14 protein-coding genes are annotated in these 14275 nt (G+C 63.5%); 5 read left to right on the forward strand and 9 right to left on the reverse strand.

Annotated elements, in window-relative coordinates; translation table 11 throughout:
- The first annotated feature begins 55 nt into the window (after nt 1-55).
- Nucleotides 56-727 carry a GNAT family N-acetyltransferase gene (locus BBG20_RS20865; protein ID WP_065906669.1) on the forward strand — a complete coding sequence of 224 codons (672 nt, stop codon included), beginning with the start codon at nt 56-58 and terminating at the stop codon, nt 725-727.
- A gap of 6 nt (nt 728-733) precedes the next feature.
- Here BBG20_RS20865 and BBG20_RS20870 read toward each other — a convergent pair whose 3' ends face one another.
- Nucleotides 734-1336: a TetR/AcrR family transcriptional regulator gene (locus BBG20_RS20870; protein WP_065906671.1), complete on the reverse strand. Its 603-nt coding sequence runs from the start codon at nt 1334-1336 to the stop codon at nt 734-736.
- Between the two features lie 72 nt (nt 1337-1408).
- On the opposite strand from BBG20_RS20870, the gene BBG20_RS20875 reads away from it, so the two are divergent.
- Entirely contained in the window at nt 1409-2014 is a 606-nt protein-coding gene (locus tag BBG20_RS20875; protein WP_065906672.1) for an NAD(P)H-dependent oxidoreductase, read from the forward strand.
- Between the two features lie 79 nt (nt 2015-2093).
- Here the strand turns inward: BBG20_RS20875 and BBG20_RS20880 are convergent, their stop codons facing one another.
- The 4 genes from BBG20_RS20880 to BBG20_RS20895 form a co-directional block, all read right to left on the reverse strand.
- Nucleotides 2094-2483: a hypothetical protein gene (locus tag BBG20_RS20880; protein WP_065906750.1), complete on the reverse strand. Its 390-nt coding sequence runs from the start codon at nt 2481-2483 to the stop codon at nt 2094-2096.
- Between the two features lie 32 nt (nt 2484-2515).
- Nucleotides 2516-3772 (reverse strand): 3-phosphoshikimate 1-carboxyvinyltransferase, encoded by a 1257-nt coding sequence (locus tag BBG20_RS20885; RefSeq protein WP_065906673.1) that lies wholly within the window; start codon nt 3770-3772, stop codon nt 2516-2518.
- Between the two features lie 556 nt (nt 3773-4328).
- Entirely contained in the window at nt 4329-4883 is a 555-nt protein-coding gene (locus tag BBG20_RS20890; protein ID WP_065906675.1) for a UPF0149 family protein, read from the reverse strand.
- Between the two features lie 95 nt (nt 4884-4978).
- The gene (locus BBG20_RS20895; RefSeq protein WP_065906676.1) at nt 4979-6226 is read right to left on the reverse strand and encodes a chloride channel protein; all 1248 of its coding nucleotides are present in this window, start codon (nt 6224-6226) and stop codon (nt 4979-4981) included.
- Nucleotides 6227-6418: 192 nt separating this feature from the next.
- On the opposite strand from BBG20_RS20895, the gene BBG20_RS20900 reads away from it, so the two are divergent.
- Both BBG20_RS20900 and nudC read left to right on the forward strand, forming a co-directional pair.
- Nucleotides 6419-7231 (forward strand): crotonase/enoyl-CoA hydratase family protein, encoded by an 813-nt coding sequence (locus BBG20_RS20900; protein ID WP_065906677.1) that lies wholly within the window; start codon nt 6419-6421, stop codon nt 7229-7231.
- 5 nt (nt 7232-7236) lie between these two features.
- Nucleotides 7237-8070, forward strand: a complete 834-nt coding sequence (nudC, locus tag BBG20_RS20905) for an NAD(+) diphosphatase (RefSeq protein ID WP_065906678.1) — start codon at nt 7237-7239, stop codon at nt 8068-8070.
- Here nudC and BBG20_RS20910 read toward each other — a convergent pair.
- The 3 genes from BBG20_RS20910 to BBG20_RS20920 form a co-directional block, all read right to left on the reverse strand.
- Nucleotides 8038-8817, reverse strand: coding sequence for a TSUP family transporter (locus BBG20_RS20910; protein WP_065906679.1), 780 nt, complete (start codon nt 8815-8817; stop codon nt 8038-8040). The genes nudC and BBG20_RS20910 overlap by 33 nt on opposite strands.
- Before the next feature lie 193 nt (nt 8818-9010).
- Nucleotides 9011-9727: a phosphatidylcholine synthase gene (gene pcsA, locus BBG20_RS20915; RefSeq protein ID WP_065906682.1), complete on the reverse strand. Its 717-nt coding sequence runs from the start codon at nt 9725-9727 to the stop codon at nt 9011-9013.
- 149 nt (nt 9728-9876) lie between these two features.
- A complete protein-coding gene (locus BBG20_RS20920) occupies nt 9877-10791 on the reverse strand; it encodes a class I SAM-dependent methyltransferase (RefSeq protein WP_065906684.1) in 915 nt (304 codons plus the stop codon).
- A 191-nt stretch (nt 10792-10982) separates the two neighbouring features.
- On the opposite strand from BBG20_RS20920, the gene mdeB reads away from it, so the two are divergent.
- A complete protein-coding gene (gene mdeB / locus BBG20_RS20925; RefSeq protein ID WP_065906685.1) occupies nt 10983-13661 on the forward strand; it encodes an alpha-ketoglutarate dehydrogenase in 2679 nt (892 codons plus the stop codon).
- A gap of 48 nt (nt 13662-13709) precedes the next feature.
- Here mdeB and BBG20_RS20930 read toward each other — a convergent pair whose 3' ends face one another.
- Nucleotides 13710-14198, reverse strand: coding sequence for a DUF1289 domain-containing protein (locus BBG20_RS20930; RefSeq protein ID WP_065906688.1), 489 nt, complete (start codon nt 14196-14198; stop codon nt 13710-13712).
- Between the last annotated feature and the right edge of the window lie 77 nt (nt 14199-14275).

The raw sequence follows: 14275 nt of genomic DNA on the forward strand, positions 1-14275 counted from the left end.
CTCGCCGCAACAGGTACAATCGCCGCTGCCTTGACGCGAAACCCCAGGAATTTGCATGTACAGCCTTACCCGCTACACGACACCGTGCCCCGAGCCCATCAATGCGCAGGTCCTGCAGATGGTGGTGGACAACCTCACCGACATCAGCAGCGTCGCGCTGCCGCCGAGCAACCTGCTCTACAACATCTACCAGTACGCCATCGGTTTTGAAGTGCACCTGTACCTGGAAGCCCTGGACGGTTCAAAGGGGATTGCCGTCGAGTTGGTCGTGGCGACGGACGCGGAAAATCTGCTTGGCTTTTGCCTGTACCTGCCCGTCAAGGACGATCCGCAAGCCTGTGGGATTGCATTCATGGCCGTGCAAGTCGGCCATCGGCGCCAGGGTGTGGCGCGGGCGATGATGCGCGATGTGCTGAGCCGTTATCCCCATGCGGAACTCGCGTGCTCGGTGGAAAAAGTACCGGCTTTTGAACGCATGGGCTTTCAGGTGCGGGGCGCGCGCGGCACCCAGGTGCTGATGAATACCCGCGATTACGGCACTGATGGCCTGATGGGCGTGCTGGACGTGGCGTCGATCTACAGCTCGCTGGAAGTGCGCCAGATCCACACGTACCTGCTGCAAAAGCACGGCAAGCGCGCGATGCTCGACGCGGAGAAACAGCGCGACCGGCATCTGGATCAACTGACGCGCAAGGTGCGGTTGTTCGTCCAGAATCTTCCGGCGTAAATCGCGTCAACCGCGCCCGCGATTGACCATCGCCAGCAGGGTCGCGAGCAGCTCCTGCTGCGCCTCTTCACGGCTGACTTCGCCACTGGCTGCCGCCTGGGACAAGGCTTCCGCCGCGCCCAGCACCGCTCGCAGGCCGACCTGGGACACCGTGCCGCCGGGCGCGAAGGGCGATAGCGCGTCGCGGCACTTGGCGAGGAAAATCGCCTCGTATTCGCGCTTGAGGGTTTCCAGTTCCGGTGAGCTGCTCAGCGCGGCAATCACCCCCGGTATCTCCCGGCCCTGCAACAGCACGCAATCGACATAACTCGAGGCGATCACCCACGCGCGACCCTCCAGAGTGGCATCGCTGGCCTCGATGGCTTGGGTAAACACCTTGTCCTGGCGCGCGTCGAAGTCGGCATACAGCGCGGCGAGCAACCCCGCGCGGGTGACGAAATGGTCATAGACCACCGGCTTGGTCACTCCCGCGAGTTCCGCCAGGCGCCCCAGCGTCAGGGCTTCGGTGCCTTCATCGCGGACCAGTTGCCAGGCCACATCGAGCAGTTGGCGCAGACGATCTTCACGGCTCAAGCGCCGGCGTGGGGCAGGGGACTGACTGCTTGACATGCTTATATACCAAAAGTAACTTAGTGACTGTAACTTACTAAACGTAGCTTAAGCCCAAAGGGAGTCAATGTCATGCATGCACTCATCGTTGTCGCGCACCACGACCCACAATCCCTCACTCACGCCGTCGCGGCGCAGGTGGCCGCCGGCCTGACTGCCAGCGGCCACACCGTGGAAATCGCCGACCTCGCCGCCGAAGGCTTCGACCCGCGCTACACCGCCGCCGACCACCGCGTACACCGCACTCGCGCCACGCCACCGGCCGACGTATTGGCCGAGCAGGCGCGTATCGACCGCGCCGATGCGCTGGTGCTGGCATTCCCGATCTACTGGTGGTCGCTGCCGGGCCTGCTCAAGGGCTGGGTCGATCGCGTGTTCGTCAACGGCTGGGCCATCGACTACGGCCCGGACACGCCGGTGGTGAAAAAGCTGCGGCACTTGCAGGTGCATCTGCTGGCGCTGGGCGCCGCCGATGAAAGCGCGTTTGAACGGCATGGTTATGCCCAGGCGATGCGTACGCAGATCGACTACGGGATTTTTGACTACTGTGGAGCGCAGGTGCTGACGTCCGAGCTGTTGCTGGAGTCGGAAAGCGACAGCGCGCAAAGCCATTTGCGCACCGCCGAGAAGCTCGGCCGACAGTTGTTTGTCCCGCGTCAGGTACGAGAGAACGCCTGAGCGCCAGCCTGTTCCAGGTGGCGTTGAATGAATCAAGCGTGCCCAGTGCCATGTGCCAGGGCGCTAGTTCGAGCGCGGTTCAACCGTCGCGAAACAGGTCGTGGGCATCCAGCAGGCGGTAGGCGATCTCGGGGTGTTTTTCCATGCCCCGGCGAATCGCCGCCGGGATCGATTGGCGGGTCTTGCGGCACAGGCCTGGCAGGTCGTCGATGACGATCTGGATGCCGCGCATGCTCTTGACCTCGGCGTGGCCGGGGGCGATGTGCACGCGGATTCCGAGGAGTTCGTACATGCGCTGCTGCATGCGTTCGAGGTCCTGCAGGCTCTGCAGGTTTTCGAGGCGTTCGACCAGGCGTTTTTCTTCCTGGCGCGTCAGGCTGAGGATGCGCAGGTCGGCGCCGGGACGTTCCAGCAGTTGTTCACGTTCGCAGACGCAGGCGCCGGGTGGGCAGGGTTGGCGAATTGTCATGTGCATTGCCTCCCCATTCCGGCGCCGATGCCTCAGTAGGTCAGTTGGACCCCGAGACTGCCCAGGGCCTTCCAGTACTCAGGATAGGTCTTGGCCACGCAGTCCGGATCCTGGATGCGGATACCCGCAACCTTCAGCCCGGCCAGCGCAAAGCACATGGCGATGCGGTGGTCGGCGTGGGTGTCGATCAACGCATTGCACGCGGTGCCGGCCAACGCAGGGTCGGCGGCGACCAGCAGGTCATCGCCCTCGATCGTGGCCAGGCCCGCACGGATTTCATTCAGGCCATCATGCAGCGCCTGCACGCGGTCGCATTCCTTGACCCGCAGGTTGGCCAGCTCGGTGAAGCGCACCGGGGTGTTGTTGAATGCGGCGAGCACTGCGAGGGTCGGGATGGCGTCCTGCATCTGCGAACCGACGACCGTGGCCTGCATGTTCGGGAATTGCGCGATCACCGCCTGGGCCTTGGCGTCCGGCTGGGTAAAGTCCTGCGCGGCGACGCCGATGTCGATGCGCCCACCGGTCAGCACTTCAGCGGCCCACAGGTAGGTGGCGGCGGAAGCGTCGGGTTCGATCAGGTAGTCGTGCGCGGTGTAGCCGGTCGGCGCCACACGCCAGGTGGTGTCGTCGACCACCTCGACCTGCGCGCCGAACGCGCGCATGCAGTCCAGGGTCAGGTCGACGTAGCCGCGTGCACCGATGTCCTTGCCGGTCAGCGCCACTTCAATCGGCGCTTCGCCGCAGGCCGCCAGCATCAGCAGGGCCGACACGTACTGGCTGGACAAGCCGCCGTCGATCTCGAAGCGCTTGGCCGCGACCTTGCCCGCACCGTGCACGGTGACCGGTGGACAACCGGTCGGGCTGTCGACCGCGATGCCGTTCTGGCGCAGGGTGGCCAGCAGCGGGCCGATCGGGCGTTTTTGCATATAGTCGTCGCCGTCCAGCACGACGGTGCCTTCAACGGTGGCGACGGCGGCGGTCAGAAAGCGCATGGCGGTGCCGGCATTACCGAGGAACAGCGGCTGCGTCGGCAACTGCAGTTTGCCTTGGCCGGTGACGACGAAGGTGGTGTCATCCGGCTCGTCGATGGTCACGCCCATCTGGCGCAGGGCGACCGACATGTGGCGGGTGTCATCGCTTTTCAAGGCGCCGCTCAGGCGGCTGGTGCCCTTGGCCAGGGCCGCCAGCAGCAGGGCGCGGTTGGTAATGGATTTGGAGCCGGGGGGCGCGACCTTGCCATTGAGGGGGAAATTGGGCGGTGTCACGGTCACGGTTTTCTGCGAACTCAAGGTACGAGGCTCCTGATTCTAGGCGAGGTGGCACGGAGTGGCCGACGGGGCGGACTTGAATAATCGGGTATAGATGCGGTGCTTGTCGAGCTTGGGGTCGTGGTTGCTGATATTTATTGGGTGGGATTTGGTGTCACTGGGGGGGGATCAGGTCGGGGGTATATCCGTTTCTGTGGTAACGGCGGGCTATGGTTCCGCCCTTACGGCGGGTCACTTTTGGAAAAGAGCCCCAAAAGTAACCAAAAGGGCTCTTGCCCCAACACTCGGCACCTCGCCTAGGCTCGGTGTGCCCGTAATCCGACATTGATTTGGGGGGCCGCCGCCACGCGCCATCCATGGCGCGGGGCGGCTAAACCGGCATCCCTGCCGGTTTACCCCCCAAATCAATATCGAATTCCGGCCAGCGTGTTTGATGGGGCGCCTAGATCAAGATCACGATCAAAAGCAAAAGCAAAAGCACGGCGGCCTGGCAGCCGGCCTGAGTGGTTAGATCAAAAGCCAAAACCTTTAGGAGCCGGCTTGCTGACTCGGGGTTTCAGATGCGCTCTGCATCTTTTTATCGTTTTGCCAACCAGTAGTCATGCAGCGCGCGTGCGGCGGGTTCGAGTTCGCTGACGCGCTGCTGGTGTGTTTGCACGTCGAGGTCGGCGGGTAATTCGAAGTTGTCCTGTTCGGCGCACCAGGAGATTTTTTCCAGCAGTGCGGCTTGTTCCGCCGGCAGTTCCGGCCAGTTGCCGATGGCCGCGCCGCGGATGTAGCCAAAGCACCATTCTTCGGCCAGGGTGACGTTCTGGCCCTGGTGTTCGGTTTCGTCGAAGCGAGCCTTGAAGCCACGGGCGTCGGTGGCCAGTTGGCTGGCCAGGGTGTTGAGGTGGCGCACGCACAGTTCGAGGAAGCTTTGTGCTTCGTCCATGTTGTCCCACTCCGGGTTCTGCCCGCCCCATATCGCCGGGAACCACTCGGCCACGTCGACCTGGGCTGGGCTGGAGACCAGCGCGGTGAAGTAACCGTCGAGTTCGGCCAGGTTCAGCACCGAGTGGTCGTCGCCGTACTTGAGCAGGGTCTCTTCGATGAAGTCGAAATCGGCGGCGGTGAGGGGTTGGGCGTGCATGGCATTTCCTTGAGCGTCGAGCGCCGCTGATGGGGCGGCTTAAAGCGCAAAGGATGGCGCTTGAGGCGGTTTTTATCCAGCGGTTTGCAGGGTTTTTAGCCGAACCGCTGGCACAGTTTGCTCACGCACACCGCGCCCACTACCGCCAGAATGATCGGCACCAGGAAGTCATGGTCGATCCGGGTGAATTCCGCCACCAGCACGATCGCGGTCAGCGGCATGCTCATGCTCGCGGCCAGGAACGCTGCGGCGCCGATGATCGCGAACGCGCCCAGCGGCACGCCGGGCCAGGCCAGGCTCCAGGCGCCACCGAGGATGATCGCCAGCAGCGCGCCATTCGCCAGGCCCGGCGTCAGCAGGCCACCCTCGGCGCCGGCGCGCAGGCTGCTGGTGGTGATCAACACCTTGACCAGCAGCAACAGCGCCGCCAGGCCGATCGTCAGTTCATTGTCGAAACCCAGTTGCGCCGGGCCTTTGCCATTGCCGAGGATTTGCGGCAGCAGCATCGCCAGGCCGCCGATCAGGGTGAAGTTGATCAATGACCACACCGGCAAGCGCCAGCCGCGCGCGGCGTTGGCCCGCGCCGCACCGGTCAGGCGGGTGAAGCCATACGCCGCCACGCCGAACACCGGGCCGCATACCAGCGCCCAGGCGATCAATGCCGGGCTCAGCACAAAGTGTGGCACCACGTACTGCGATTCGGCACCCAGCCCGACCCAGGCCACCGCCGCGCCAATCGCCGAGGTGGCCAGGGCGATGATCGCCGCCGGCCAGCTGAACGCGCCCACCAGCACTTCCAGCACAAACACCGCGCCGCCCAATGGCACGTTGTACACCGCCGCCAATCCGGCCCCTGCACCGCAGGCGACGATCAGGCGATGCATGTGCGGTTCCAGCCGCGCCCGCTGCGACAACCATGTCGCCGCCAGCGCACCGACTTCACGCGGCGCCACTTCACGCCCCAGCGGCGAGCCGAGGGCCACGGTGATGATCTGCAGCAAGGCGTGGGCGAGGGTGGTCTTGGGCGGCATGATCGGCATCTTCTCGGACACCGCCTGCCGGATGCTCACCAGCGGGCGGCCGTAGCGATAAAGCGTCCACCAGCCCAGCCCCGCGACCAGCCCGCACACCACCAGCACCAGCAGGCGCCGTTCGGGCGCTGCAGCGGTCACGCCGGATAAAAAGGTTGCATGGCTGACCAGGCTGTCGAGGCTGTAGCCGTAAGCCAGGTGCTGGATGCCATGCAGCAGCAACGCCAGGAGCATCCCGCCCAAGCCGGCACCGATGCCGGTCAGCACGACCACCAGGGCCAGGATCATTGATGAGCGAAACGTGGTCGGCATAGGCGGCTCCAGGCAGTGGCCCTGATTGTATAGCCGATAAACCGGGCCTTACGGATGAAATGTATCGGCACTGCACGCAGCGCGTCCTCACAACATTCCATTACCTTTGCCAGTCCCGGTTTTGGCCGATGCGCCGTGGCGTACCCTTGTTATAGTTCGGGCCTTATCACTCGCCAGTCAGGGATCACTGCCATGTCCGAATACCAAGCTTTTGTCGTCGAACTCACCGGCAACGTTGCCCATGTGCAGATCAACCGCCCGGAAAAGATCAACGCGATGAACGCGGCGTTCTGGACCGAGATCATCGACATTTTCCAATGGATCGAAGACACCGACGCCGTCCGTGCGGTGGTGCTCAGTGGTGCGGGAAAACATTTCTCCTCGGGTATCGACCTGATGATGCTGGCTTCGGTCGCCAATGAATTCGGCAAGGATGTGGGGCGCAACGCACGCTTGCTGCGCCGCAAGATCTTCGAGCTGCAAGCCTCATTCAACGCCGTCGACAACTGCCGCAAACCGGTATTGGCGGCGATCCAGGGTTACTGCATCGGCGGCGCCATCGACCTGATCAGCGCCTGCGACATGCGTTACGCCGCCGAGGGCGCGCAGTTCTCGATCAAGGAAATCGACATCGGCATGGCCGCCGACGTCGGCACCCTGCAGCGCCTGCCGCGCATTATCGGCGACGGCATGTTGCGCGAGCTGGCCTACACCGGCCGCCAGTTCGGCGCCGAGGAAGCGCGCAGCATCGGCCTGGTCAACCGGGTGTATGCCGATCAGGACAGCCTGCTGGCCGGAGTCTTCGAAATCGCGCATGAAATCGCCGCCAAGTCGCCGATTGCGGTGACCGGCACCAAGGCGATGATCAGCTACATGCGTGACCATACGGTCAATGATGGTCTGGAATACGTTGCCACCTGGAACTCGGCTATGTTGCAATCCAACGACCTGCACGTGGCCATTGCGGCCCATATGAGTAAGCAGAAACCCGAATTCGTGGATTGACTGACATGACCCCAGGCTGGATTACCACAACGCTGCTGGACAACGACGCCCCCGGCGGCTGGGCCGTCGCCCGCAGCCGCGACGGCTTTTTGCATGATGCCAACGGCCCGCTGTTCCCCCGGGAATGGCTCAAGCGCCAGGACCTCGCTGTGTTCGCCGAACACGGCATCGGTCACCTTGATGGCGAACCGGTGTACCTGCTGGAACTCGACGCGGCGGCGCAAGTGCCCGACTGCAGCTGGCAAGGCCTGCGCGGCTTCATGCTGCAAGGCGATCACACCCTGTACAAAGTGCTCGGTTACGCCGCGCAGATCGGTACCTGGGCGCGCGAACACCGTTTCTGCGGCAGTTGTGGCCAGGCGATGGTCCAGGTGCCACGGGAACGGGCGATGTTTTGCCAGGCCTGCGACCTGCGCAGCTATCCACGGATCTCGCCGAGCATGATTGTGCTGGTGACGCGTGGCGACGAAATCCTGCTGGCGCGTTCGCCGCGTTTTGTGACCGGTGTCTACAGCACGCTGGCAGGGTTTGCCGAGCCGGGCGAGTCGGCCGAAGACTGCCTGATCCGCGAAGTTCGCGAGGAAGTGCAGGTCGAGGTCAAGAATATCGAGTACCAGGGCAGCCAGTGCTGGCCGTTCCCGCATTCGATGATGCTGGGGTTCCACGCCGAGTACGCCGGCGGCGATATCGTGCCCCAGGCCGACGAGATCGAGGACGCGCAGTGGTTCAACATCCACGACCTGCCGCCGCTGCCGGCGTCACGTTCGATTGCGCGTTACCTGATCGACCTCTATGTGGCTCGGCGCCTAGGCCACGCTGAACCAGTGTTGCCAGGCTAGGCGCACTGTCAGCCCGAGCACCACGGTGATAAACACCGGGCGAATGAATTTGGCGCCGCCGCTGATAGCGCTGCGTGCGCCAAAAAACGCGCCGCCCATCACCGAGATGCCCATGGCCAGGCCGACGATCCAGTCCACCGAGCCATTGAAGATAAACACCGACAGCGCTGCCGCGTTGCTGACAAAGTTCATGCTGCGCGCCACGCCGCTGGCCTTCACCAGGTCGATGGGGTGCAACAGCATCGTGCTGACGGTCCAGAACGCCCCGGTGCCGGGCCCGGCCACGCCATCATAGAAGCCCAGGCCAAAGCCTTGGGTGGATTGCCATTTCTTCTTGATCGGCGCATCGGCGTCCAGCGGCGCCTTGGGCGTGCCGCCGAACAACAGGTACAGGCCGCAGCCGAACACAATCACCGGGAGCATCTTGTTCAGGGTTTCGGCGGGCAGGTAGTGCGCGACCACGGCACCGGTGAGGGCGCCGATCAACGTCCCGACGATGGCATGCACCCACTGGCGCGGGTGGAACAGCTTGCGCCGGTAAAAGGTGAAACTGGCGGTGGCGGAGCCGAAGGTGGAACTGAGCTTGTTGGTGCCCAGCACCAGGTGTGGCGGCATGCCGGCGGTGAGCAGTGCCGGGGTGGTCAGCAGGCCACCACCGCCGGCGATGGCGTCGATGAAACCGGCGATAAAGGCAACGACGGCGAGAATGGCGAGGGTGGTCAGGTCAACGCTGAGTTCGAAGGGCATGGCAGGGCTTATTCTTGGAAGGGCGCAGCGAAGGGGCTACACCGAAGGCCTGCATCTTACCTGCCTGCTGTACACAGATCCAAATGTAGGAGCCGGCTTGCCGGCGATAGCGCAACATCAGCCACTCTCTCTGGAGCTGACGAACCGCAATCGCCGACAAGCCGGCCCCTGTAATTGAACGTTGTGGGCGCGGCTATTTGTGGTTGCCCAGCCACTCCAGCGCCGTACGCCAGATACAAATCCCGAGGAAGTACGCCGACATCAACGACCACAACCCAAATGTCCACGGGTTGGTATTCGGGTAATCCATCACCATCAAAAAGCTGCACAGCAGCCAGATAGTGGTCACCGCGATGTTGATCGGCATGAACCGCTTGACCCGGAACGGGTGCAGGAACTTCATCGGGGTCACGGTCAGCAGTGCCAGGCCGATCACCGTCAGCAAAGTCACCCAGGCTTCCGGCTGGATGATGTACACGCACAGCGCCACCACGTTCCAGGCGGCAGGGAAGCCGACGAAGTAGTTGTCCTTGCTCTTCATGTTCACGTTGCAGAAGCAGAACAGCGACGACACCAGGATCACCGACACCGTGAACAGGTGAGTAAATTCCGGCAGGTCGATATACCGGTAGATAAACAGTGCCGGGATAAACACGTAGGTGAGGTAATCGATCACCAGGTCCAGCACCGAGCCGTCGAAGCTGGGCAGCACCGTGCTGACATTGACCCGTCGCGCCAGGGAACCATCGACGCCATCCACTACCAGCGCGAAGCCGAGCCAGAGCAGGCAGGCCTTGGGCGAGTTTTCCAGCAGCGCCAGGGTGGCCAGGAAGGCCAGTACCACGCCGGTGGCGGTAAAGCCGTGGGCGCCCCAGGCTTTGAGTCTGGCTACATGCAGGGTCGATATCACGGGCGGTTCTCCAAAAGGTGAAACGGGGCAGCCGACGGTGTGACACCGTCGGGTCTGGCCGGGGAATGCAGGTATCGACCGGGAAGGGGGGGATAAGGTTCACCACCCCGGTGTATTGCTTAGCGTAGCAAGCGTAGGACGTTTCGGCATCAACCCTGGCGGAACACCAGGGCTTTCAAGCCGCTTTGTGGGTCGATATCCGGAAATTCCGGCGGATTCTGCAGCCGCTCGACAAAGCGCAGGCCCGGTGCTTCGCGGGTTACGCCGTCGATCAGGAAGTCTTCGCCGAAGGCCGGGTCGTTCATGCACGCCAGCACCGTGCCCTGTGGCGTCAGCAAGTCCGGCAGGCGACGCAGCACGCGCTGGTAGTCCTTGGTCAGCAAAAAGCTGCCTTTCTGGAACGACGGCGGGTCGATGATCACCAGGTCATAAGGGCCGCTGTTGGTGACCTTGGCCCAGGACTTGAACAGGTCGTGGCCCAGGAAGCTGACCTTGCTCAGGTCGTGACCATTCAGGCGATGGTTGTCGCGGCCACGGCTGAGCGCGCCACGCGCCATGTCCAGGTTCACCACATGGTCGGCGCCGCCTTCGATGGCCGCCACGGAAAACCCGCAGGTGTAGGCAAACAGGTTGAGCACGCGCTGGCCCTTGGCCTGTTCGCGCACCCAGTTGCGCCCGTAGCGCATGTCGAGGAACAGCCCGCTATTCTGTTTTTTACCCAGGTCGATCAGGTAGCGCAGGCCGCCTTCGGTAATCACCTTCTCGTCGACAGCGTCGCCCGCCAGCCATTCGGTGGTGCTGTGCGGCAGGTAGCGGTGTTGCAGGGCAATGGCATGGGTACCGAACTCAGCCTGCAGCAGGTGTTTCAAGGCCTGCAGGTGCGTGGCCTCGGGCTCCTTGAACAGCGCGACCAGCAGCACGCCTTGCAGCCAGTCCACGGTCAATTGTTCCAGGCCCGGCCAGCAACGGCCACGGCCGTGGAACAGGCGCCGGGTTTCACTCGGTGGAGTGGCGAGGGCGGTGAGCAGGTGGGCGTGCAGGGTGGCGAGGGCGTCTGGGGTCATCGTTAAACGTCAGTCATTGAGCGGGCGGCATTTTAAACACACTTGCGGGCTTGCGGGTTGGCTGAGCACAACGTGCTGGTAAAACCAGGATTGGCAGTGATTCATGCTCAAAATTCTGCTATCTGCGCCTGATAACAGGCAAAAAATCCTCCGGTACCCACATAAACTGGAAAAAAAGCCCGGAGGTGCCCATGAACGGTTTCGCGAGTGCAGTCAATCACACAGCCACGGATCAGTTGGAGCAGGACGAGTGGCGCGATGCCCTGGCCTCGCTGGTGGCCAACGCCGGACCCGAGCGCGCCCGCCAGATCCTCGACCTGCTGGCCCGCGACGCCAGTGCGCCGCACATCGACTGGACTCCGCGCCACGGCACGCCCTACATCAACAGCATCAGCGTCGAGCAGCAGCCGGCGTTCCCCGGTGACCTCGCGACGGAAGAGCGCCTGGCCTCGCTGGTGCGCTGGAACGCGCTGGCCATGGTGGTGCGCGCCAACCAGGCGTATGGCGAACTCGGCGGCCACATCGCCAGCTACGCCAGTGCGGCGGATTTATTCGAAGTGGGCTTCAACCACTTTTTTCGCGCCCGCAACGATGGGTTTGGCGGCGACCTGGTGTTCTACCAACCGCATTCCGCGCCGGGCATCTATGCGCGTGCGTTTCTCGAGGGGCGCCTGGACGAGGGCGACCTGGCCCACTATCGGCAGGAACTCGGCGGGCCAAAAGCCGGTGCGCGCGGGCTCTCCAGCTATCCGCACCCGTGGTTGATGCCGGACTTCTGGCAATTCCCCACCGGCTCCATGGGCATTGGCCCGATCAGCTCGATTTTCCAGGCGCGCTTTATGCGCTACCTGCAGCATCGCGGCTTGCAGGACACCACCGACCGCCACGTGTGGGGCGTGTTCGGCGACGGTGAGATGGACGAGCCGGAGAGCATGTCCGCGCTGACCCTGGCCGCGCGCGAAGGCCTGGATAACCTGACGTGGGTGGTCAACTGCAACCTGCAGCGTCTCGACGGGCCGGTGCGCGGCAACGGGCGCATCATCGATGAACTGGAGGCGTTGTTCGGCGGCGCCGGCTGGAACGTGATCAAGCTGGTCTGGGGTTCGGATTGGGATGCCTTGCTCGCCAAGGACGCCGACGGCTCGCTGGTCGATACGCTGTCGAACACCGTCGATGGGCAATTCCAGACCTTCGCCGCCAAGGACGGTGCCTACAACCGCGAACACTTCTTTGGCCAGAGCGAGGCCTTGGCCAGGCTGGTCGAGGGCATGAGCGACGAACAGATCGACCGTCTCAAGCGCGGCGGCCACGACATGGTTAAGATCCACGCCGCCTACCACGCCGCGCGCCGCGTCAAGGGCAAGCCCACGGTGATCCTCGCCCAGACCAAAAAGGGCTTCGGCATGGGCGAGGCGGGGCAGGGCAAGATGACTACGCACCAGCAGAAGAAGCTTGATCGCGAGGCGCTGATCGCCTTTCGCAATCGCTTCCAGTTGCCGCTGAGTGATGAACAGGCCGAGTCGCTGAGCTTCTTCAAGCCCGAGGACGACAGCCTGGAATTGCGTTATCTGCATCAGCGGCGCAAGGCCCTAGGCGGTTATGTGCCCAGCCGCAGCCAGCTTGCTGCGCCGGTGAGCATCCCGCCCATGGCGGGCTATGCCGGTTTCGCCACGGCGGCCGACGGCAAGGAAATGTCCACCACCATGGCCTTCGTGCGCATGCTCACCCAGCTGCTCAAGGACAAGGCGCTGGGCCCGCGCATCGTGCCGATTGTGGCGGATGAGGCGCGCACCTTCGGCATGGCCAACCTGTTCAAGCAGATCGGCATCTATTCCAGCGTCGGCCAGCGCTACGAGCCGGAAGACATCGGCTCGATACTCAGCTACCGCGAGGCCACGGACGGGCAGATCCTGGAGGAAGGCATCAGCGAAGCCAGCGCCATCAGCTCCTGGGTCGCAGCGGCCACCAGCTACTCGGTGCATGGCCTGCGCATGTTGCCGTTCTACATCTATTACTCGATGTTCGGCTTCCAGCGCGTGGGCGACCTGATCTGGGCCGCCGCCGACCAGCGCGCCCGCGGTTTCCTGCTCGGCGCCACTGCCGGGCGCACCACCCTCGGCGGCGAAGGCCTGCAGCACCAGGACGGCAGCAGCCACCTCACGGCCGCCACCGTGCCGAATTGCCGCGCCTATGACCCGGCATTTGCCGGCGAATTTGCAGTGATCCTCGACCACGGCATGCGCCAGATGCTGGAGCACGACGTGGACGAGTTCTACTACGTGACCCTGATGAACGAAAACTACCCGCAGCCAAGCCTGCCGGAAGGGGTTGAAGCGGCGATCATCAAGGGCCTGTATCGCCTGCAAGGCACCGCCGGCGCCCAGGTGCGCCTGCTCGGTGCGGGCACGCTGGTGCGTGAGGCGCAGGCTGCGGCGCAGTTGCTGGCAGACGATTGGCAGGTGACCAGCGAAGTGTTCAGCGTGACCAGTTTCAGCGAACTGGCGCGTGAAGCGCGCGAAGTGGAACGCTGGAACCGCCTGCACCCGCAGGAAGCCGCACGCAGCAGCCACCTCGCGGATTGCCTGCCCACCGGCGCGCCGGTGATCGCGGTGTCTGACTACGTGCGCGCAGTGCCGCAGATGATTGGCTCGTACCTGGACTCGCGCTACACCGTGCTCGGCACCGATGGTTTCGGGCGCAGTGATACGCGTGCGGCGTTGCGCGATTTCTTTGAAGTGGACCGCCATCACCTGGTGCTGGCAGCGCTGACGGCGTTGGTGGAGCAGGGGAGCCTGCAGCCGCAGGTGTGCCAGCAGGCGATTGAGCGGTACGGCCTGCAGGCGGAACGCGAAGCTTCCTGGACCCGCTGAACCTGCAGGAGCCCGGCTGGCCGGGCTCCTACGGGGCAGCGGTGTTGGTCAGAGGGTGGCGATCAGGGCCGGCCCAAACGCTTCTTTCAAGAAAACCGGGGCGATATACCGCTCGTAATGCGCCTCGGACAGCAGGAAAAACTCGCGGTCAATCGCATCGCGCAAATCCGCCAGGCTGCGCTCGCGAAACTCCGGCAGCAACGCCAGGCCATACGCATCCAGCTTGGAAATCACCCGCGCACCCCGCGCAATCAGCTGGTAGGCCCAGCAATACGGCGACTGATGCGGCATGAAGCGAATCTTGCGGTCTTCCAGCTGCTGGCGCAGGCGCTGCGGGTCAAGCACTTCGAGCTTACTGGTCATCACCTGCACCAACAGCTGTTCCAGGCGCAGCCACACCGCCTGCTTTTCATCGGCGTTGTAGCCATTCCACTGGATGACTTCATGGTGATAACGCTTGCACCCCCGGCAGACCAGGTCACCGTAGACGGTAGAGCACAGGCCGACGCAGGGCGTCTTGATGGTTTGATTGGGCATAAATAGCGACTGCTTTTCTAATCAAGAAAACGTGGGCTCATTTTCAATCTGGTGATGAAAGTGTTAGCGCGTTTTGT

This window comes from Pseudomonas aylmerensis, from assembly GCF_001702265.1.
GTDB classification, from domain to species: domain Bacteria; phylum Pseudomonadota; class Gammaproteobacteria; order Pseudomonadales; family Pseudomonadaceae; genus Aquipseudomonas; species Aquipseudomonas aylmerensis.